The sequence below is a fragment of the Agrobacterium sp. CFBP2214 genome, from assembly GCF_030209895.1.
Taxonomy (GTDB): Bacteria; Pseudomonadota; Alphaproteobacteria; order Rhizobiales; family Rhizobiaceae; genus Agrobacterium; species Agrobacterium radiobacter.
Genome location: NZ_JARVRC010000026.1, coordinates 52,197 through 72,619, shown reverse-complemented (window position 1 = coordinate 72,619; position 20,423 = coordinate 52,197). Strand labels below are relative to the sequence as shown.

The following is a 20,423-nucleotide window of genomic DNA, read 5'->3' as shown; positions in this document are numbered from 1 at the left end:
CGATGCGATAACGACCTGCTGCCAAAACGGCGATGCATTCCGAATATAGGACGTTGTCGATTTAAAAAGCATGTCCCATCCCTCAAAACTATGCTGCGACGGTAGCGGGAGTTACGGGTGCGTGCGCAACTGTTGGCGACCGGGCTGGAGAGTGAGCTTAAGAAATTAAGTTTAAGATTTACTTTCAATTCTATTTTTCACACGCAATTAAAAAACATCAATACTTTATAAAGTTGCAATATTGAAGTATATACAAGATATTACGCGATATTTTATCCCCTGCACAGATACTTCTCTGCGCAGGGGCTCTGTTTGATGCAGCGCGGAATTGCGCTCTGCCGAAGCCGGAGACTATTGCGGCAACCTCAAGGCGCTCCAGAAGCCGCGCAACTGTACGGTCAATTCCGCATAGAGACCATAGCGCCGCCCATAGTGCGAGACTTGCGCAGCATCCGGCTGATAAGCATTCGCGACCCGTGTCATCGCCGCAACCGCCTCCTCATAATCAGGATAAAGCCTAATCGCCACGGCCGCGCCAATGGCCGCGCCGAGTGCGCCCGTCTCGCGCGCCTCCGCGACACGCAGCGGAATTTCCAGAACATCAGCCATGATCTGCGGCCAATGCTGGCTGCGGGAACCGCCGCCAGACATCACGGCGCTTTCCACCGGCAATCCCGCTTCGCGCAGGACACCGATATGGCGGCGATGTTCGAAACACACACCTTCGAACAGGGCACGCAACATATGGCCCTCGCCATGCCATCCGGCGAGGCCATAAAAGCCGCCCCGAAATTCCGCACCCAGCCTCGATCCGAAAATGAACGGATGAAAAAACGGATCGTCGGCGCGCGGTGTGACGGAACCGACCAATTCGTTGCAGCGCTCGAAGGCATGGTCACCATGGTCGCCGCGAACACGATGCACGTACCATTCGAGATTGGCAGCGGAAGTGGCGCTGGATTCGATATTGACATAGCGGTCACGGCCAAAGGTCGTGACCATGAAGACATCGGGGCTGATGACCGGTTTGTCTGCGAAAACCTGGTTGATGCTCCAGGTGCCAGCGATGATGGAAGCCTCCCCGGCATTGATGACGCCCGACCCCATGGCGCTGGAGACCACATCGAAGAAACCGCCAATGACGGGCGTGCCTTCGGGCAGCCCCGTGATGTCAGCAGCCTCGCTTGTCACATGGCCGACGATGTCGGCCGATTCCACGAGACGGGGGAAAAACGCGAACGCGTCCTCAAGATCGTAAAGTGACAGAAGCTCGCGGTCGAGCCGCGCTTCCGGCAACGCCAGCAGCCCCGCGCCGCTGAGGTCGGAAATATCATTGGCAAGGCAACCCGTCAGGCGGAAATTGACGAAATCCTTGCAGAACAGGACCGTGCCGATCTGCCCGTATAGATCGGGCGCATGCCGTTTGACCCAGGCAAGCAGGCTGGGTGTTTGCGCAGGCCATGGCCGCTGCAGGCAACGAGCCTGCAACTGCGCTCCGCTTTTCCGGTCAAGCTCGGCCGCCACATCGGCGGCGCGGCTGTCGAGCGACTGAATGCCGATCAGGGGCTTCTGGTTCTTGTCCAGGAGGTAAAGACCATTGCCGTGGCCGGCGCAGCCCACCGCCAGGATGCTGGAGGGATCGACAGAGGATTTTACCAGAAGCTGGCGGATCGCCTCGCAGCCGTTCCGCCATAATTCCTCGAGATCGCGCTCGACATAGCCGGGCTGGGGGAACGTCGAATGTCCATCGATGGCGTGTTGCGCGATCTGCCGGCCCGCCGTGTCGAACAGCACGGCCTTGATGACCGTGTTGCCGACATCGAGACCCAATATGTAATTTTTGTCAGCCACGATTATAGATATCCCATGCTTCCTCACCACCTGCACCCTGATGGATGATGGCCATCAACGCCGCAACGACGGCCTTGGGATTGTCGTGCTGATAGATATTGCGCCCATAGACCATGCCGTTCGCGCCTTCGGCCACCAGAGCCGCCGATTTTGCCAGTACATTACGCAAGTCCTCACGTCCCCCGCCCCGCACCAGCACCGGGCACCGCGCGGCTTCGATCACCTTGTGAAAATCGCGCGGATCGCTGGTCGGATCGGCCTTGATGATATCGGCTCCCATTTCCGAGGCAAGACGCACCAGCGTGACGATCTTTTCCGCATCGCCATCCACCTGATAACCGCCCCTGATATCATTGGGCAGCATCACCAGAGGTTCGATCATCAGCGGCATGCCGAAACGATGGCAATCTGCCCGCACGCGACTGATGTTTTCGACGCATTGACGAAACAGGTCCGGCTCGTCCGGCAGCATAAACAGGTTCACGACGACGCAGGCGGCATCCATTTCCAGCGCACCGATGATCGGATCATGATGGTTCTGTAACTGCGACCACATCGTTCTGTGGCGCGTGGAATTATAGGGATTGCCCATGTCGATACGCATGACGAGGGCCGGCTTGTCGCGCTCCGGCCGCTGCTGCAGCAGATCGGCCTGCCCATAGGCCATCTGGATGGCATCGGGACCGGCCTCGACCAGCCTGCCCACGGTCTGCGCCATATCCTCCAGCCCGACAAGGAAGCTCGGCTCGTTGCAAACCCCGTGATCAATGGCCACATCGAGGCAGCCGCCATTGCGAAACAGCCGGTTCATGCGCGCCTTTTTCGAAATCCGCATCATCATGCATTCTCCTTGCATCTGTGTTGAAGCATTGCCGGCGTGACGCCGTAAAAAGTCTCCAGCTCATGGGTAAGCCGCTGCCGTTCCGCTGCCGCCTGGGTGGTCGGCCAGCCCAGCTCGCGTGCCGCGACGTTCAAGATCGCGTCGATCAGATCGGCATCGATGACGCCGGTGATGGCGAGCGTCGTACGCCGCAACACGAGATCGGTCAGGTGTCGCACGTGTTCACAGCGGATCAGCCAGATCACCTCCGCGGTCGTTATCGGCGATTTTTCTGAAAGCGGCGCATCATCCGCACGGTCCCGACAAAAGCCCATCAGATCGAAGGCGCGGGAGCCGTAAGCCAGAGCCAGATGCTCCGCCCGGTCTCCGGCGATCGAGAACTCCTCCGACAGCAAGGCCGGCAGGCTGCCTGCGCCGGTGGGAAAATTCCTGCCGCCGCCGATCGGGCGATCCATGGTGCCGGTCAGTCGTCTGCGTCCAAGAAAGGCCAGAACCTCGTCGGTCACCTGCTCACCAAAGGCTCTGAAGGTGGTCCACTTGCCGCCGATCATGCAGAGCTGTGGCGGATCGCCCGCAACGCGGTGGATGAAATGGCTGCGGGATATTTTTCCGGTAAAGGCGGCATCGCTGCGCGGCAGCGGGCGTATGCCGCTGAAACTGAAGACGATGTCGGAATGGTCGATGTCAATCTGCGGAAAGACCTGCCGGATCGCGTCCAGAATATAGTCCCGCTCCTCGGGCTCGCAGCGCACCCGCTCGGGACGATCCACCTTGATGTCGGTCGAGCCAGCGAGAACCCGGCCGAGATAGGGAAAGAGGATACAGACGCGATTATCGGCATTCTCGAAAAAGATCATATGGCCGTTCAGGGCGTTGAGAAGCGCGTCGTTGGCGATGATCAGATGTGATCCCTTGGTTCCGGAGACGGTCGGTTTTGCTTTCTCCGCCACTGGCCCGGCGGTCAGCGTGCCAATCGTCTCGTCGATCCATGCGCCGGTCGCATTGACGATGATCCTTGGGCGGATGGGTAGGGTTTCATCCGCGCCCTCCACCCGAAGACGGTACTCATCGCCAAGACGGACAAGTTCGGCATAGTTGAGCGCAATGCTTTGCGGCGCATCGGTACGGGTGTCGATCAGAAGCTCCAGCGCAAGCCGTTCGGGCTGGCTTATCCACGCATCGTAGTAAGTGGCGGAGTATCTGATTTCCGGCGTCAGATCCGGCCAATGCTGCAAAGTCCCGGGGGCGCCTCGAAACGCGTGACGGGGCAGAATACGGTTTTTTCGGGTGACAAAATCATAGAGCATGAGACCCGCCTTGATGGCGAGAGCGCCCCGGCTTGCGGGTTTTCCGCCTGAGCCGGCAAAGGTTGCTGCCGCGTTGAAAAGGCCGCTGAAAGTCGAGAAAATCGGGATCGTGGTCGGCAGCGGACGAACCATATGCGGGGCGAGTCTCAGAAGTGCGTCCCGCTCCCGCAAAGACTCTGCCACGAGGCTGAATTCACCATTTTCGAGATAACGCAGGCCGCCATGGATCATGCGCGAGGGTGCGGCGCTGCAGCCTGAGGAGAAATCGTTGCGCTCGACCAGCAGCACCCGCAGCCCCTGCAAGGCGAGATCGCGATAGGCGGCAATTCCGTTGATGCCGCCGCCGATAACGACGGCATCAAAATCACCATCGTGCCGGATGCGGCGCAGAGCGTCCTCGCGAAAACTGGGCATAGAAATACCGTTCGCTGGCTGATGACCAGCGTCCCAATGTTGTTGACCGTTTAAAGCGACGTGAGAGACGGGACGAAAATGATACGCTGTTCGCCTGAAGTCCCGTCTCAGCTTACATAATCAGGTATCGAGCCCCACAAGATGCTCCGCGACGCCGGCACTGATGAGCGCCAGCTCACTCTCCGTGAGGCGAAGACGCGCCGCCGCGGCATTTTCAACCGCCTGAGCCGGATCACGCGCGCCGCACAGCGAAAATGTTATGCCCGGCTGCGCAATCGTCCAGGCAATCACCACCTGGGCGACCGAAGCTCCATGGGTGGCCGCCACCGGTTTCAGCACCCCCATCAACCGTGCGATTTTCTGGCGGTTCGCCTGACTGAAGCGCGGGTTGCCGTGACGCTGGTCGTCTTCCGCAAAAACCCGCTCCGGCCCAACCTTGCCCGAGAGGAGACCGAGCGCCAGCGACGAATAGCTGAGAACCGAGACGGCATTCTCTAGGCAAAGCGGCAGGAGCGTCGTCTCGATACCGCGCTTCACCATGGAATATTCTTCCTGAATGGCATCCAGCGCGCCGGTTGCGATATAGGCTTCGAGATCGTCCGGCGAAACGTTGCTTGCCCCGATGGAACGGATCTTTCCCTCCTCCTTCAGCCGCACCAAAGCCCCGACCGTCTCGGCAATCGGCGTCGTGGCGTCCTGCCAATGGGTGACGTAATGGTCGATATAGTCGGTTCCGAGCCGTTTCAGGCTCTCTTCGACCTCATGCCGGATGGACGCGGCGCCGAGATAACGGTGAACCGGCTTGCCATCCTGATGGAAGAAATAGGCACCCTCATTCACATGCCAGACAAGCCCGCATTTGGTAACCAGCACCACCTTGTCACGCCTGCCGGCAATTGCCTTGCCGACGATGGTTTCCGCAAGCCCCATGCCATAGGCCGGCGCGGTGTCAATGAGGGAAATGCCCGCATCGATGGAGGCCTGGATGGCGGCGATGGATTGCCGCTCGTCGGTGCCGCCCCACATCCAGCCGCCGATGGCCCAGGTGCCAAGCCCCACGGCGGATGCGCTGATGGCGCTGTCGCCGATTGTCCGGGTCAATATTGCATTGTCCGTCACGAGGTTTCCCCTCCTTCATGATCCAGTAAATAGCCGGCTATTGCCTCGTCCACGACGAGCGAGGTCAGATAACGGCCGGCAAGCGTGGCAGCCACCGGGCCGGCCTTGATGGCGCCTGCCGCCACGCCGATGATATTCGGACACCGGGCAAGCTGCCCCGGGTCCAGCGCCACCACGCGCGAGTTGAGATCGATCCGCGCCAGCTGCCCGTCCGCCATGGTGAGGTGGGCAAGAAATTCCCCGGCAATGCCCGCATCCACCAGCGCCTGCCCGCCACGGGCGGCATCCGGCAGAAGATCGTAGTAGCCGGAGCCCGGCGCCTCCACCGAACCGATGCCGACCAGCGCCACCTGCGCCTGCCGCGCCAGATCGAAGACCTCGCGGATCGATGCGACGTTCATCAGCAAATCGCGCTGTTCCTCATCCTCGGCAAACAGCGGCGCATGCACGAGCGAGGCGCTGCCGCCGAGCTTTTCCGCCAGCTGCGTGGCGAGATGATTGACATCCGTATAGTGCTTGCCCTGCACGCCGCCCGTCAAAGGCACCACCCGCACATCGAAACGACGCTCCGCCTGCAGATTGTCGACAACCGCGCTCACCGCCTTGCCGCCCGTAATCGCGATCACGTCACCGTCACGGATCGTCTCCAGCAAGTGGTTGGCGGCCACCCGACCCACCATCTGCAAGGCGGTTTCCGGATTATCGGATACCGTCGGTGTGACCACAGACTGCCGGAGGCCGAAACGACGGGTGATCTCGCTTTCGAGGTCCACCAACCGCTGATAGGGGCTGGCAATGGTGATCTTCACCATGCCCGCCTTGCGGCCCGCCGCAATCATGCGGTTCACCTTGGTATGGGAAAGATTGAGCCGCTCGGCGATCTCCGACTGCTTCACACCCTCGATGAAATGCAGCACCAGGACGGAATACATCTGTCTCTGTTGATCGAAATCGTCCTTGATATCCAGCATGATCGTCTTTCTCCAGTTACCCTTGGGCGTTCAATGGGCGCTCAGCGGCGACGCCTGACCAGATAGTGGTCGAACAGAACCGCAGTCAGCAATATGCTTCCCCTGATGATGTCCTGCCAGTAGACAGACACATTGAGCAAGGCAAGCGAACTGGAAACGACCGAGAGAAGGATCGCCCCAAGGATTGCACCGAGAATGGTGCCCGAGCCGCCCGAAAGGCTCGCGCCGCCGATGACCGCCGCCGCAATCACGTTAAGTTCCATGCCGACGCCAAAGCTCGGCTGGGCAGAACCGAAGCGGGCCATATAGATAACGCCTGCAACACCGCACAGCATCGAACAAAGCGTGGTGGTGGCAAACACGACCCGGCCGACGCGGATGCCGGAATAGGCTGCGGCCTTGGGATTGCTGCCGGTATAGAACACCTTGCGGAAGGCGGTCGTGCGCCGCAGCAGCAGATCGAAAGAGACGACCACCACCGCAAATATGATCAGCACCAGCGGAATGCCGCCAATCACACCCTGGCCGATGAACTTGAATTCGGGCGGCAGGGAATAGAGCCCGAGCGGCCGCCCGCCCGTTGCCAGCAGGCAAACACCGCGCGCAATCACCATGACGCCCAGCGATACGATGAAATGATGCAGGCCGATGACCGTGGTCAGGAATCCCATGGCCATGCCGACCAATGTCGTCAGGCAGATCGCCAGCCCCGCCGCCACCCAGGGATCGACACCGTTAAGGAAAAGCCAGCCGGCCGCCACCATCGCCAGTGCGGTGACGGAGCCGACCGAAAGATCGATGCCGCCCGAGATCAAGAGGATCGTCATGCCAACCACGACAATGCTTTCAATGGCGAAGACCATGGCCATGGCCCGCAGATTGTCCACGGTCAGGAAATAGGGAGATATGAAGGACATCACTGCAAAAAGCGCAAGGATGATGACGATCAGCCCGGTTTCCCGCGCCTTGAGCGCCGGCTCCCACCAGGCGGTGCGGCGAACCGCCGTTTCGGCAAGGCTTGAAGGTGTTTCCGATGTTGCCATTTTCCCGCTCCCTCAGGCCCTTTCCGGGCTATGCACAATATTGATCGATGCAAGCTGCATGATCTTTTCCTCCGTCATGTCTTCGCCCTCGACCTCACCCGTGATCCGCCCCTCGCGCACCACCAGCACGCGGTCGCTGACGCCGATGAGTTCCGGCAGCTCCGAGGATATGACGACCACGCCGACACCTTCGCGCGCCAGTTCCCGGATCTGGCGGTGGATTTCGGCTTTCGCACCCACATCCACCCCGCGTGTCGGCTCATCCAGAAAGATGACCTCGGGCTCCACCGACAGCATCTTCGCCAGCGCTACTTTCTGCTGGTTGCCGCCGCTCAAGGTAGACACCGCATCGCCGACACTGTTCGCCCGCAATTTCAGCCGGCGTCCCAGCTCATCGGCCCGCTTCATCTCCTTGCGCCGTTCGATGAAGCCCATGCCGTTCGATACCCTGCCGATATCGAGCGCGGAGACATTCGAGGCGATGGACATATTGAGGAACAGCCCGTCCCCCTTGCGGTCCTCGGACAGATAGACCAGCCCCTCGCGGATGCTGTCACGGTAGTCTTTCAGCCTCAGCGGCCGGCCACGCAGCGTAACCTCGCCTCTCGGTTTTCCCTCCAACCGGCAGACCGCCCGGGCGATCTCGCTTCTTCCCGCACCGATCAGCCCTGCCAACCCCAGGATTTCGCCCCGACGCAGATCGAAATTGACATCGAAAACGCGCTTTCCTTCATTCAAGCCCCGAACCGAAAGAATGATGTCATCGGATTTCTCGTCGTCCGAAAGCTTTGGCGGGTAGAGCTTGTCGAGTACCCGTCCGACCATGCTGTTGACGACCTCCTCGGGGGAAATGTCGGCAATATTCTCCGTCCTGATATGGCAGCCGTCGCGCATGACGGTGATGCGGTCGCAATGGTCGAAAATCTCCGCCATGCGATGCGAGATATAGATGATGGCAATGCCCCGTTCCGCCAGCCGGTGCATGATCCTGAAAAGCGTCTGGGCTTCGGTCTCGGTCAAAGCCGCCGTCGGCTCGTCAAGGATCAGGATTCGGCAATCCAGCGTCAGCGCCTTGGCGATCTCAACGATCTGCTGTTGCGAAATCGAAAGGTCGCCGGCGCGGCGGGTGGGATCGATATCGCCGATTTCCCGCAGCACGATTGCCGCCTGCCTTTCGAGGTCGCGATAGTTCATGAACCAGGAACGGCTTTGGCCGGTCTGCGACATGAACATGTTTTCGGCGACCGAAATCTCCGGGCAGAGCGCGATCTCCTGATGCACGAAGCCGATGCCAAGCCGGTTCGCCGCATTGGGCGAGGATATCTTGACCGGTTTTCCATCCAGCAGGATTTCCCCACCATCCGGCTGCAGAATGCCGTCGATGATATGCATCAGCGTTGATTTGCCGGCGCCGTTTTCACCCGCCAGTGCGTGGATTTCGCCACGCCGCAGCTCAAATGCCGCATTGCGCAGCGCCCGCACGGGGCCGAACGCCTTGTGAATATTCGTCATGCTGAGGATGACCTCACCCATAACGCCCTCCCGAACCTGCTTCCCTTATGGCCGGCGAGGCGCAAACCTCGCCGGGTCCAGAGCGACGCGTCAGCGCCCCTTCATATAGTCGTTGAGATCGAAGGAAGCGGCGTTCGCCTTGGTGATGACGGCGAAACCATTGTCCATCGAAGGAACCTGCATCGGGTTGAAGCCGGAAACCTTGTAGTCGTTGAACGGGTCGATCAGGTCCGAATGGGCGCCGAGAAAGGTATTCATGAAACCCATGAAACCCTGAACGCCCTGATTGGGATTGATGGACATGTAGATATTGCCCTGCTTGATATGTTCCAGCGTTGCAGGCGTGATATCCGCATGCAGGATCAGGACCTTCTTTTTTGCCTCGAGAACAGCGGTGGTCGCGCCTTCAGCCGAACCGGCCTCGGGTATCCATAATGCGCCGAGATTTGGATTGGCCTGCAGCAGGGCGCCAACTGCCTGATAGGCGACATTCGCATCCTGGTTGGTCGCCTGGCGGCCGACCAGCTTCATTTCCGGATAGGTGCGCCCCATATAGTCGATGAGGGCGGTGACGCGCAGATCGTGATTGCTCTGTCCCGGATTTTCCAGAACGGCATATTCGCCTTTTTCACCAAGCTTCTTGACGATTTCGTCAGCCGCGAATTTCGCCTCGGCGACATTATCAGAGGTGATGTAGGCGGTGCGCTTCGACTTCGGAGAATCCGCCGCAAAAGTCGTCACCGAAACGCCGGAGCCAATCGCCTTGTTGATGGGTTCGATAAATGGATCGGCCTGCATCGGGTGCAGCAGGATGCCTTTCGGCTTCTTCACGAGTTCCTGCTCGAAGGACGCGATCTGCTTGGTGATGTCATATTCCGGCGTACCGGTAAAAACGGCCTCGCAGCCGAGCGCCTTTGCTGCCTGCTTGAAGCCCTCAAAGACCGGCACCCAATAGGGGTGGCTGGAAACCATGACGTTCATCACATAGGTCTCGCCCGGCTCGCAGGCGAATTTGCCCGCAGCGACGGCCTGAGAACCGGCACCAGCGGAAATCGCCACGGCTAAAACACCCGCGGCAGCGGTCGATTTCAGAAAAGCCAACATATTCCCCTCCCAAGGACAATGACTTAGTCCGCAATAAATTTTATATGATGTAATTTATTGCATGTCACTTGAGATAGCCGGAAACCGAGGTCACGTCAACGTGGTTTGAATTTTATTTTGTATCGTGAAATTTATTGCGAGACACGATTGCGGCCAAGATTGAAACCAGCGCAAACGATTCCCGCCTTGTCGATTTCCTGATGTCGACCAGGTCCCGAAGAATTCTTAAGCTTGAGAAAGGAGGTTGCGGTAAGCGCAGGCCAGAAACGAAAAAAGGGTTTCTGATTGCTCAGAAACCCTTTTCATGAATTCGGATGGTGGGCGTGACAGGGATTGAACCTGTGACCCCTACGATGTCAACGTAGTGCTCTCCCGCTGAGCTACACGCCCTCCGTGGCGGCGGATAGACCACAAAACCGGTTGATGCGTCAACTGCTTTTTTTCGGTTTTGTGAAGGTTTTTTGAGAGGCCTTACGCCACAAGGAGTTTGTTGACCTCATCCACCAGATCGCGCAGATGGAACGGCTTGGAAAGCACCTTGGCGTCCTTCGGAGCCTTCGAATCGGCGTTCAGTGCAACGGCTGCAAAGCCGGTGATGAACATGACTTTGAGGTCCGGGTCGAGTTCGGTCGCGCGCCGCGCAAGCTCGATGCCGTCCATTTCGGGCATGACGATATCGGTCAGCAGGAGCGAAAAGGGCTCTTCGCGAAGCCGGTCATAGGCGCTGGCGCCGTTGTCGAAGGAAGAAACCTTGTAACCGGCTTTTTCCAGCGCCTTGACGAGAAAGCGGCGCATATCGTTGTCGTCTTCAGCGAGAAGAATTTTCTGATTCATCATAAGTGACCGTAACTACTCAATGTTTGAAATACCCTAGCCCGATTATAGGATTTTCACGGTAAATATCCTGTGAACACGTGAATCGGTATAGCGCTGCTTAGGCGATAGTATGGACTTGCCGCACCGTAACTGGCAACATGAACATCCCGATTGTTTGCGACATGGTAAATGGCACTGAATGGACTGGGTAACGGGTGAATATGAGCTTTTTGAGGTAACGGAACCTGCCGTTCAAACCCTGCCATTTGTCTATAATTCCCCCCATAGCGGCCGCTGCTACCCCATTTCCTTCCTGGAATCGGCACGGCTCGATTCGCACGAGATCCGCCGCTCCGAAGATCACTTCGTCGACGAGCTGTTCGCGGCGGCACCGGAGATCGGCGCACCGCTTCTGAAGGCGAATTTCCCGCGCGCCTATCTGGACGTCAATCGCGAACCCTACGAACTCGATCCTCGCATGTTCGAAGGCACGTTGCCGCCTTACGCCAATATTGGCTCCATGCGGGTCGCCGGCGGTCTGGGAACGGTGCCGCGCATCGTCGCCGAGAATATGGATATCTATGCCCATCGCCTGCCGGTCGACGAGGCGCTTTCGCGGATCGAGACGATCTACAAGCCCTATCATGCCTGCCTGCGCCGCCTGCTGTCACGCACCCACGCCAATTTCGGAATGGCGGTGCTGATCGATTGCCATTCCATGCCGGGCAATATCCGTGTCGCCGGTTCAAATCTCAGGCCAGATGTGATCATCGGTGATCGCTACGGCACCAGCGCATCCCAGGAAGTCTCCCGCGCCGCCCTGCATTTTCTCGAGGAACTGGGTTTTGTCGCGGTCTGTAACAAACCCTATGCCGGCGGCTTCATCACCGAACATTATGGCCGGCCGATCCGCTCGCTGCATGCGCTGCAGATAGAGGTCAATCGCGCACTTTATGTCGATGAAAAGACGCTTCTTAAAAAAGCCGATTTTCCGGCCATTCAGGCATCGCTTGAAATCTTCATGCGCCAGCTCGGCGTCTTCGTTTCCGAATACGCGATAGAAACGTCGCTCGCTGCCGAGTAGCAGCTCGAATCACCCACAAATTCAATCTTTATCCCGGATCACCTGGCGGCTTGCGGGGCAAAAAAAACCGCGCCTTGGCGCGGTCAAGTCTAGGGAGGAAACACCCAAGGAGGGTATTTACAGTCAAAGACTGCAGGGTCACGCTACGCAGTATCTGCACAATTGTCAATCATTTTATTTTATGCATATTTTTTAGGCTTATGCTGAAAATATGGAAACACCGGCACCGTCATCCGTATGAGTGGACGGCGGATGTGATTCCGGTCTATGCATTGCGCCACAGAATTCAGACCCAATATTCAGGCGATGAGGTTTCGCATGCTGCCCGACCGGGATTTCTTCTTCAAACTTGCCGATGCCGCCAGCGCCGAGACGCTTCCCCGCTTCCGCACGGGCATTGCCGTCACCAATAAGCAGGATGGTGGCTACGACCCGGTGACGGAAGGCGATCAGGCAGCAGAAACCGCCATTCGCACCCTGATTGAAGCACATTTTCCGCAGCATGGTATTCTCGGCGAAGAACACGGCAATGTCGGCCTCGACCGCGACCATATCTGGGTCATCGACCCGATCGACGGCACCCGCGCCTTCATTTCCGGCGTGCCCGTGTGGGGCACGCTGATCGGCTTCCAGTCGGCCGGCCGCGCCACGATGGGCATCATGGACCAGCCCTTCACCAAAGAGCGTTATTTCGCCGATGGCGAAGCGGCGTGGTATTTCGGGCCGGATGGCGAGCGGAAGATCCGCACGCGCAATTGCGCTTCGCTATCGGACGCCGTTTTGTTCACCACGACTCCCCACATCTTCACTGCGGAAGAAAAGCCCCTTTACGAAGAAGTGCAGGATCAGGTCCGCCTTTTCCGCTACGGCGTGGATTGTTACGCCTATTGCCTGCTGGCGGCCGGCCATGTCGATCTGGTGATCGAATCCGGGCTGAAGCCCTATGATGTCGGCGCTTTGATCCCTGTGATCGAACAGGCCGGCGGCATCATGACCACCTGGGATGGCGGGCGCCCGGAAAATGGTGGTCGCATTCTCGCAGCCGGCTCAAAAGCGGTGCACGAACAGGCGCTCGCCATTCTGTCCAAACTCTAGGCAACCCGCTTGAGCGGCCATCACTCCGGCGCGAAAAACGCGTCGACGGCCGCCAGCGCCTGTTTGCGGAAAACATCGCGCTCATGCAGCAATTCGTGGCGCGCGCCGGTTATCGGGAGAAGCTGCGCCGCCCGGAAATTGCGTGAGAGTTCTTCCTGCGCCTTATAGGGCGTGATCGTATCCAGCATCGGCGCCAGAATAAGCGTCGGTACGGCAATATTCGTCAGGTGATCCTGGCGTTTCACCCGGCCCATGGTCTTCAGCGCTTCATAGACCCAGCGCGCCGTCGGCGCGCCGATGAACAATTCCGAAAACTGCCGGTGCAGGGTCAGATTTCTGGCAAAACGCCTAGCGTCCGAGGTCAGCGGATTGCCGTCGAAATCCCGCTCGCGCTGGTCTCTTCCGAGCTGAACCCTGCCGAGACCGACAAGACTCAAGACCGTAGCAACAATCCGGATCACGGGTGAGGGAACCGATTGCTGGCTATCCAGCTCGATGAAGGGCGAACAAAGGGCCAGACGGTCAATGCGGTTCGACAGGCCGGGAGCAGCTGCAAGTGCTGCAAGCGCGCCGGTGGAATGCGCGATCATGAAGAATGGCAGCCGCGTATCCGGCAGCACCACCTGCTCAAGAAAAAGGCTGATGTCATGCTGGTAGTCGGAGAACCGCCGCACATGCCCGGCACCCGGCTTCTTCAACAGCCTCTCGGAACCGCCCTGCCCGCGTGTATCGAAGGTCGCAACCCAGAAACCCATGGCGGTAAGATCGCCAACCGTTTCGAAATATTTCTCGATACATTCGTTCCTGCCATGCAGCAGAACCACGGTTCCGCGGGCAATATGGCGGCTGGTGCGGAAGATCGCATATCGAAGCTGTTTGCCGCCATGGCCGGTAAAATATCCGACGGTATGGTTGCCGGGAACCGGGTTGTCTTCACTGGCGCGCAATGTGGCTTCGATCATCGGTCTTTTCCGGCTTTTGTGCCTTTTCGGGATAGGTCGGCGGCGCGGGAAGGTCAAAGAAAAAATTGCCGGAACCGTCGGTTAAAGCAGTCGCGGTTCCGGCGAATAAGACAGAAGAAGAAGGGACGTTATTGCTTCTGTCCACGGAGAATGTCTCCGATGACCGATGTTTTATGGCTCTCAAACTGAACGATGCCGGAACCTGACGTTCAGCCATGGTTCATATTGCTTTCACCTTTTCACGCCCCTTGACGCGGCGGCAAGCCATTCCCATCTCATTCATGCGGTCGCCAGAACGGGACCGCGCCATATGTCCGGCCGTAGCCAGAACGGGACGCCGGACTTAACCGCAAACAGTCGCTTCTTAAGGAGGACACCATGCGTCACGTTGATTTTTCCCCCCTCTATCGTTCCACCGTCGGCTTCGACCGTCTTTTTTCGATGCTTGACGGCCTCGGCCAGCCCGAACAGGCCCAGTCCTATCCGCCCTACAATATCGAGCGGACCGGCGAAAACACCTATCGCATCACCATGGCCGTTGCCGGTTTCGATGAGAACGAACTCAGCATCGAATCCCGCGCCAATGCGCTGACGGTGAAGGCCGAGAAGGCCACGGATGAAAAAACCACCGAGGGAGAATTCCTGTATCGCGGCATCGCCACGCGCGCTTTCGAACGCCGCTTCCAGCTTGCCGACCACGTCGAAGTCCAGACCGCTTCCTTGAAGAACGGCCTGCTTCATATCGACCTTGTCCGCAATATTCCGGAAGCGATGAAGCCGCGCCGCATCGCGATCTCGTCCGACAGCGCCGACGCGCCGAAGACGATCGAAGCCCAGATTTCCCCGGCTCAGGTCAACTAAGCTTTTCTGACATGCAAAAAGAACGGCCCCTTAGGGGGCCGTTTTTGTTTGCGGAAATCCTGTCAGCGAGCGGATGCCGCCGCACCCTCTGCAGCAGCCGTTTCCGCTATTGCTGCCTTTTCATGCGCCTTGCGGGCATAACGCTGGGCAAGAACCGCGCAGACCATCAGCTGTATCTGATGGAAGAGCATGATCGGCAGAACGATCGCGCCAATGCTTTGGCCGGCGAAAATCGCGCCCGCCATGGGAACACCGCTTGCGAGGCTCTTCTTCGATCCGCAGAAGGTGATGGTGATTTCATCGGCCTTTTCGAAACCGAGCAGACGGCTGCCGAACATGGTTACGCACAGAACAAACGCCAGAAGCACGATGTTGATAAGGATGACAACGCCGATATCCCTGAGCGAAAACGTGTGCCAGATGCCCTCGATGACAGCGTCAGAGAATGCGAGATAGACCACCATCAGGATCGAGCCGCGGTCGACCGGGGACAGCAGCTTCTTGCGCGCCCGGATCCAGTCGCCGATCCAGGGCTGCAGAGCCTGCCCGACGATGAACGGCAACAGAAGCTGCAGGAAGATTTGCAGGAACGCGTCCAGCGAAAAGCCGCCGCCATGGCCGCCCACCGTAAACAGCAGGCCAACCAGCAATGGCGTGAGGAACATGCCGAAGATATTCGAGGCCGAGGCCGAACAGATCGCCGCTGGCACGTTTCCGCCCGCCATGGAGGTGAAGGCGATGGAAGACTGCACGGTGGATGGCAGCACGCAGAGAAACAGCACACCCATATAAAGCGGTGCCGGCAGGATGCTTTCGGGAATGAAACCGATTGCCACGCCGAGAAGCGGGAAAAGGCCGAAGGTGACGAGCAGGATCGCCAGATGCAGGCGCCAGTGCAGGATGCCCGCAATCACCACATCCCGCGAAAGCCGCGCACCATGCAGAAAGAAGAGAAGCGCGATCGCCAGTTTCGTCGCAAGGCCGAAATACTCCGCCGGCTCGCCGCTAATCGGCAAGATGGAGGCCAAAATCACGGTGGCCACCAGCATCATGGTGAAACGATCGGGCAGGAAGCGGGTCATGGGAGGTCTTTCCGGCATCGGTTTTGCTTGAAACGGGCGTCACTATCGCTCATCATGATTTCGGATGCAAAGATTAACAGTTATCACGATTTGAGATAATGCTGAACCTTCAACATCTTGCCAGCTTCGTCATGCTTCAGCAAACCGGCAGTTTCACGCTTGCTGCCGAGCGGCTGGGTATTGGCCAATCCACCGTCAGCCAGCATATTCAAAGGCTTGAGGCAGCCCTTGGCCGCCGGCTGATCGCCCGTAGCACCCATCAGGTGAAACTGACTGGCGAGGGCGAGGCGCTGCTTGGTTATGCCCGCAACATGCTGGAGATCGACAGCAAGGTCTCATCGCTCTTCAGCGAAAACCGTCTGCGCGGGCGGCTGCGGCTCGGCGTCTCGGAGGATTTCGTCGCCAGCCGGCTGACGGCCATTCTGGAGGAATTCATCCGCCTTTATCCGTTGGTGGATCTCGAATTGACGGTCTCGCTGAGCGGCGTGCTTTACCAGATGCAGGATAATGGTGAGCTGGATGTGGTGCTCGCCAAACGCCGCCTCGGCGACAAACTGGGTCACTTCCTTTACCGCGAACCGCTGGTCTGGCTGGCGCGCGACCCGGAACGCATGCTGAACCAGCCGGACGCCCTGCCGCTGATCGCCTTCCCGCCGCCCAGCATCACCCGAAAGGCGGCGCAGGAAGCATTGGACCGGGCCGGCCTCTCCTGGCGGATCGTCTGCACCTGTGGCAGCCTTAGCGGACTTACCGCTGCTGCAAGAGCGGGCATGGGCATTCTGGTGCAGCCGCGCAGCATGGCGCCGGCAGGCCTCAAGGAGATTGCGGCGGGTGTGCTGCCGGCTCTGGAGGATGTGGAATTCGTGCTTCAGCCCAGCAAGGGCGCGGATACGAAGCTGGTGCGCGCCCTTTCCGATCTCGTGTCGAGCAAGAGCATCGCACCCGGCAGCTTCGTATAGATTTCCTGACGCATTTCCGAAAGCAAAACCGCTTCACACCTTTGCTGGAAATACTCTAGTTTTCCCGTTTCGAGAGGCAGCGGCCGACGCTGTCGCGCCAGCCGGCAATGGCGTTTTTCCGCTCGCCCTCTTCCATATCCGGGCTGAAGCGGCGGTCACGCCGCCAATGGTCGGCAAAGGCCTTGCGGTCCGGCCAGATGCCAGCGCGTGATGCTGCGAGCCATGCGGCACCGAGAATGGTCGTTTCCAGGAAGACAGGACGATCGACAGGTGCTGCGAGAATATCCGCCAGTCGCTGCATCGTCCAATCGGAGGCGACCATGCCGCCATCGACCCTCAGCACCGTCTTGCCATTATCACCCGCCCAGTCCTTGCGCATGGCGTCCAGCAGATCGAAGGTCTGGTAGGCCACGCTTTCCAGCGCCGCGCGCGCAAATTCCGCCGGGCCGGTGCCGCGTGTCAGGCCAAAGATCGCACCCCGCGCCTCGGCGTCCCAGTAAGGCGCGCCAAGACCGGTAAAGGCCGGTACGAGATAAACACGCTGCCTGGGATCGGCCTTTTCGGCGAGCGCACTGACTTCTGATGCAACCAAGATGAAGCCAAGCTCGTCACGCAGCCATTGCACGGCAGCACCGGCGATGAAGATCGAGCCTTCGAGCGCATAGGTCGTGACGCCATCGAGACGGTAAGCGATCGTCGTCAGCAGGCGATTGGTGGAGGCGACGCGATCAGTGCCGGTGTTGAGAAGCGCAAAGCAGCCGGTGCCATAGGTGGATTTCATCATGCCCGGCTCGAAGCAGGCGTTGCCGATCACGGCCGCCTGCTGATCGCCGGCGACGCCAAGGATCGGGATTTCCGCACCCAGCAGCGACCTGTCCGTCACGCCGAAATCGGCGGCGCAATCCAGCACTTCCGGCAGCATGGCGCGCGGAATATCGAGGATCGACAGGAGTTCATCATCCCAGGCGTTGTCTTCGATATTGTAGATCAGCGTTCGCGAGGCATTGGTGGCGTCGGTCACATGGCGGCGGCCACCGGTGAGACGGTAGATCAGGAAACTGTCGACCGTGCCGAAGCAGATTTCCCCCTTCACGGCTTTTTCGCGAAGGCCGCTGACGCTGTCGAGAAGCCATTTCAACTTCGTGCCGGAAAAATAGGGATCGAGCAGCAGCCCGGTCTTTTTCGAAAAAAGCGGCTCGAGTCCCCGGCGTTTCAGATCCTCGCAGACAGGCGCGGCGCGCCGATCCTGCCAGACGACGGCGCGATGCACGGCCTCACCGGTATTACGGTCCCAAAGCACGGTCGTTTCGCGCTGGTTGGTGATGCCGATCGCCGCGATATCGGATGCGGCGATGCCGGCATCGGCAAGCGCCAACCGGATGGTTTCCAGCACACTTTTCCAGATATCCTCTGCATCGTGTTCGACCCAGCCGGAGGCCGGGAAATGTTGCGGAAATTCTCGCTGCCCGACACCGATGACCCGCATGTCGCGATCAAAGACCATCGACCTTGTCGATGTCGTTCCCTGATCGATCGCCAGAATATAACCGCCCATTATGCTACTCCCTTTCAGACGCAATGACGGGGCGGCAAAGCCGCCCCGGTTTAAGATTTCATGCAGAAATTACTTCTGCCAGCTTTTGACCAGTTCGTCGTAATTGACGGTGACCGGCTTTTCCTTTTCGTTGGCGATCTTCAACTGCGGCGCCAGATTGCCCTTCGAAACGGCATCCTTGTTCCAGTATTCGATATCGTGCTCTTCCGCCAGTTTCGGACCGATATCGCCCTGCACGCCGGCACGTTCCAGACGGCTCATGACTTTTTCCTGCTCGGCGCAGAGAGAGTCCATTGCCGCCTGAGCCGTCTTTGCGCCCGAAGACGCATCGCCGATCGCCTGCCACCACAGCTGTGCCAGCTTCGGATAGTCAGGAACGTTGGTGCCGGTTGGCGACCACTGCACGCGGGCCGGTGAACGATAGAACTCGATGAGACCACCGAGCTTGGTGGCCCGGTCCGTGAAGCTCTTGTGGTGGATGGTGGTGTCGCGAATGAAGGTCAGACCCACATGGCTCTTTTTCACATCCACGGTCTTGGAGGTCACGAACTGCGCGTAAAGCCAGGCGGCCTTGGCGCGGTCGTCGGGGGTGGATTTCATCAGCGTCCACGAACCCACATCCTGATAACCGAGTTTCATGCCGTCCTTCCAGTAGACGCCATGCGGCGAAGGTGCGACGCGCCATTTCGGCGAACCGTCCTCGTTCACCACAGGCAGGCCGGGCTTGGCCATATCTGCCGTGAAGGCCGTGTACCAGAAGATCTGCTGGGCGATGTTGCCCTGCGCCGGCACCGGGCCGGATTCGGAGAAGGTCATGCCCTGCGCTTCGGGCGGCGCATATTTCTTCAGCCATTCGAGATATTTCTCGATGGAATAGACGGAAGCCGGACCATTGGTATCGCCGCCGCGCGCCACGCAGGAACCGACCGGCTGCGACTTGTCGTTGACCTTGATGCCCCATTCATCGACCGGCAGACCGTTTGGCAGGCCCTTGTCGCCGTTGCCGGCCATGGAAAGCCAGGCATCGGTGAAGCGCCAGCCGAGCGACGGGTCCTTCTTGCCATAGTCCATATGGCCAAAGACCTTCTTGCCATCGACATCGCGGCCGGTGAAGAATTCGGCAATATCCTCATAGGCCGACCAGTTGACGGGCACGCCGAGGTCATAACCATATTTGGCCTTGAAATCGGCCTTGTTCTTTTCGTTGTTGAACCAGTCATAACGGAACCAGTAGAGGTTCGCGAATTGCTGGTCGGGAAGCTGGTAGAGCTTCTTGTCCGGCGCCGTCGTAAAGGCGCTGCCGATGAAATCCTTGAGGTCGAGACCGGGATTGGTGACGTCCTTGCCTTCATTGGCCATGAAGTCGGTCAGGTTGCGCACCTGCTGGTAACGCCAATGGGTGCCGATGAGGTCACTGTCATTGACCCAGCCGTCATAGAGGTTCTGACCGGTCTGCATCTGGGTCTGAATCTTTTCGACCACATCACCTTCCTGGATCAGGTCGTGCGTGACCTTGATACCGGTAATGGCGGTGAAGGCCGGAGCCAGAACCTTGGATTCATACTCATGGGTCGTGAGCGATTCGGAAACGACCTTGATCTCCATGCCCGCGAAAGGTTTCGCGGCATCGACAAACCATTGCAGCTCCTTTTCCTGATCGCCACGCGAAAGCGACGAGAGATCGCCGATTTCCTTGTCCAGAAACTGCTTTGCTTCCTCCATTCCGGCGAAAGCGGAACCCGTCATTGCCAGCAGCATGGCCGCCGTCGTCGTCATCAGATGCCGTCGCATATCAGTCCTCCCAAGGGTTTGCGATTGCATGAAGTCTGCTGGTGCGGTTTTCCTCC

18 protein-coding genes and 1 tRNA gene are annotated in these 20,423 nt (G+C 59.0%); 4 read left to right on the top strand and 15 right to left on the bottom strand.

Annotated elements, in window-relative coordinates; genetic code table 11:
• Positions 1 to 351: 351 nt before the first annotated feature.
• From QRN60_RS25995 to cpdR, 10 genes are all read right to left on the bottom strand, one after another.
• Positions 352 to 1,851: an FGGY-family carbohydrate kinase gene (locus QRN60_RS25995; RefSeq protein ID WP_165000620.1), complete on the bottom strand. Its 1,500-nt coding sequence runs from the start codon at positions 1,849 to 1,851 to the stop codon at positions 352 to 354.
• Positions 1,844 to 2,686 (bottom strand): class I fructose-bisphosphate aldolase, encoded by an 843-nt coding sequence (locus QRN60_RS25990; protein WP_003505929.1) that lies wholly within the window; start codon positions 2,684 to 2,686, stop codon positions 1,844 to 1,846. Before QRN60_RS25990 ends, QRN60_RS25995 begins: the two co-directional genes overlap by 8 nt.
• A 2-nt stretch (positions 2,687 to 2,688) precedes the next feature.
• The gene (locus tag QRN60_RS25985; protein WP_111792700.1) at positions 2,689 to 4,413 is read right to left on the bottom strand and encodes a glycerol-3-phosphate dehydrogenase/oxidase; all 1,725 of its coding nucleotides are present in this window, start codon (positions 4,411 to 4,413) and stop codon (positions 2,689 to 2,691) included.
• A gap of 120 nt (positions 4,414 to 4,533) precedes the next feature.
• Entirely contained in the window at positions 4,534 to 5,532 is a 999-nt protein-coding gene (locus tag QRN60_RS25980; protein ID WP_129564754.1) for an aldo/keto reductase, read from the bottom strand.
• Positions 5,529 to 6,503: a sugar-binding transcriptional regulator gene (locus tag QRN60_RS25975; RefSeq protein ID WP_003505921.1), complete on the bottom strand. Its 975-nt coding sequence runs from the start codon at positions 6,501 to 6,503 to the stop codon at positions 5,529 to 5,531. Before QRN60_RS25975 ends, QRN60_RS25980 begins: the two co-directional genes overlap by 4 nt.
• A gap of 41 nt (positions 6,504 to 6,544) precedes the next feature.
• Positions 6,545 to 7,546, bottom strand: a complete 1,002-nt coding sequence (locus QRN60_RS25970; protein ID WP_003505919.1) for an ABC transporter permease — start codon at positions 7,544 to 7,546, stop codon at positions 6,545 to 6,547.
• Between the two features lie 12 nt (positions 7,547 to 7,558).
• The gene (locus tag QRN60_RS25965; RefSeq protein ID WP_003505917.1) at positions 7,559 to 9,079 is read right to left on the bottom strand and encodes a sugar ABC transporter ATP-binding protein; all 1,521 of its coding nucleotides are present in this window, start codon (positions 9,077 to 9,079) and stop codon (positions 7,559 to 7,561) included.
• A 69-nt stretch (positions 9,080 to 9,148) separates the two neighbouring features.
• Positions 9,149 to 10,162 (bottom strand): substrate-binding domain-containing protein, encoded by a 1,014-nt coding sequence (locus tag QRN60_RS25960; protein ID WP_112346802.1) that lies wholly within the window; start codon positions 10,160 to 10,162, stop codon positions 9,149 to 9,151.
• 315 nt (positions 10,163 to 10,477) lie between these two features.
• Positions 10,478 to 10,552 (bottom strand) — tRNA-Val (locus QRN60_RS25955).
• 81 nt (positions 10,553 to 10,633) lie between these two features.
• A complete protein-coding gene (cpdR, locus tag QRN60_RS25950; RefSeq protein ID WP_003497910.1) occupies positions 10,634 to 10,996 on the bottom strand; it encodes a cell cycle two-component system response regulator CpdR in 363 nt (120 codons plus the stop codon).
• A gap of 181 nt (positions 10,997 to 11,177) precedes the next feature.
• Here cpdR and QRN60_RS25945 point away from each other — a divergent pair, with 181 nt between their 5' ends.
• Positions 11,178 to 12,062 (top strand): N-formylglutamate amidohydrolase, encoded by an 885-nt coding sequence (locus tag QRN60_RS25945; protein ID WP_003505913.1) that lies wholly within the window; start codon positions 11,178 to 11,180, stop codon positions 12,060 to 12,062.
• A gap of 318 nt (positions 12,063 to 12,380) precedes the next feature.
• Positions 12,381 to 13,157, top strand: coding sequence for a histidinol-phosphatase (gene hisN / locus QRN60_RS25940; RefSeq protein WP_020810332.1), 777 nt, complete (start codon positions 12,381 to 12,383; stop codon positions 13,155 to 13,157).
• 20 nt (positions 13,158 to 13,177) lie between these two features.
• Here hisN and QRN60_RS25935 read toward each other — a convergent pair whose 3' ends face one another.
• Together QRN60_RS25935 and QRN60_RS25930 are read right to left on the bottom strand one after the other, a co-directional pair.
• Positions 13,178 to 14,119 carry an alpha/beta fold hydrolase gene (locus tag QRN60_RS25935; RefSeq protein WP_087746187.1) on the bottom strand — a complete coding sequence of 314 codons (942 nt, stop codon included), beginning with the start codon at positions 14,117 to 14,119 and terminating at the stop codon, positions 13,178 to 13,180.
• Entirely contained in the window at positions 14,091 to 14,264 is a 174-nt protein-coding gene (locus QRN60_RS25930) for a hypothetical protein (protein ID WP_003505907.1), read from the bottom strand. Before QRN60_RS25930 ends, QRN60_RS25935 begins: the two co-directional genes overlap by 29 nt.
• Positions 14,265 to 14,497: 233 nt before the next feature.
• On the opposite strand from QRN60_RS25930, the gene hspL reads away from it, so the two are divergent.
• Positions 14,498 to 14,980, top strand: coding sequence for a heat shock protein HspL (gene hspL / locus QRN60_RS25925; protein WP_003505905.1), 483 nt, complete (start codon positions 14,498 to 14,500; stop codon positions 14,978 to 14,980).
• Positions 14,981 to 15,042: 62 nt separating this feature from the next.
• On the opposite strand, the gene QRN60_RS25920 is transcribed toward hspL, so the two are convergent.
• Positions 15,043 to 16,062: a bile acid:sodium symporter family protein gene (locus QRN60_RS25920; RefSeq protein ID WP_060723064.1), complete on the bottom strand. Its 1,020-nt coding sequence runs from the start codon at positions 16,060 to 16,062 to the stop codon at positions 15,043 to 15,045.
• A 98-nt stretch (positions 16,063 to 16,160) separates the two neighbouring features.
• Here QRN60_RS25920 and QRN60_RS25915 point away from each other — a divergent pair, with 98 nt between their 5' ends.
• Positions 16,161 to 17,021: a LysR family transcriptional regulator gene (locus tag QRN60_RS25915; protein WP_060723063.1), complete on the top strand. Its 861-nt coding sequence runs from the start codon at positions 16,161 to 16,163 to the stop codon at positions 17,019 to 17,021.
• A gap of 55 nt (positions 17,022 to 17,076) precedes the next feature.
• Here QRN60_RS25915 and glpK read toward each other — a convergent pair whose 3' ends face one another.
• Both glpK and QRN60_RS25905 read right to left on the bottom strand, forming a co-directional pair.
• Positions 17,077 to 18,576 carry a glycerol kinase GlpK gene (gene glpK / locus QRN60_RS25910; RefSeq protein WP_129564756.1) on the bottom strand — a complete coding sequence of 500 codons (1,500 nt, stop codon included), beginning with the start codon at positions 18,574 to 18,576 and terminating at the stop codon, positions 17,077 to 17,079.
• A 69-nt stretch (positions 18,577 to 18,645) separates the two neighbouring features.
• Positions 18,646 to 20,367 carry an ABC transporter substrate-binding protein gene (locus tag QRN60_RS25905; protein ID WP_003505894.1) on the bottom strand — a complete coding sequence of 574 codons (1,722 nt, stop codon included), beginning with the start codon at positions 20,365 to 20,367 and terminating at the stop codon, positions 18,646 to 18,648.
• Positions 20,368 to 20,423 lie beyond the last annotated feature (56 nt).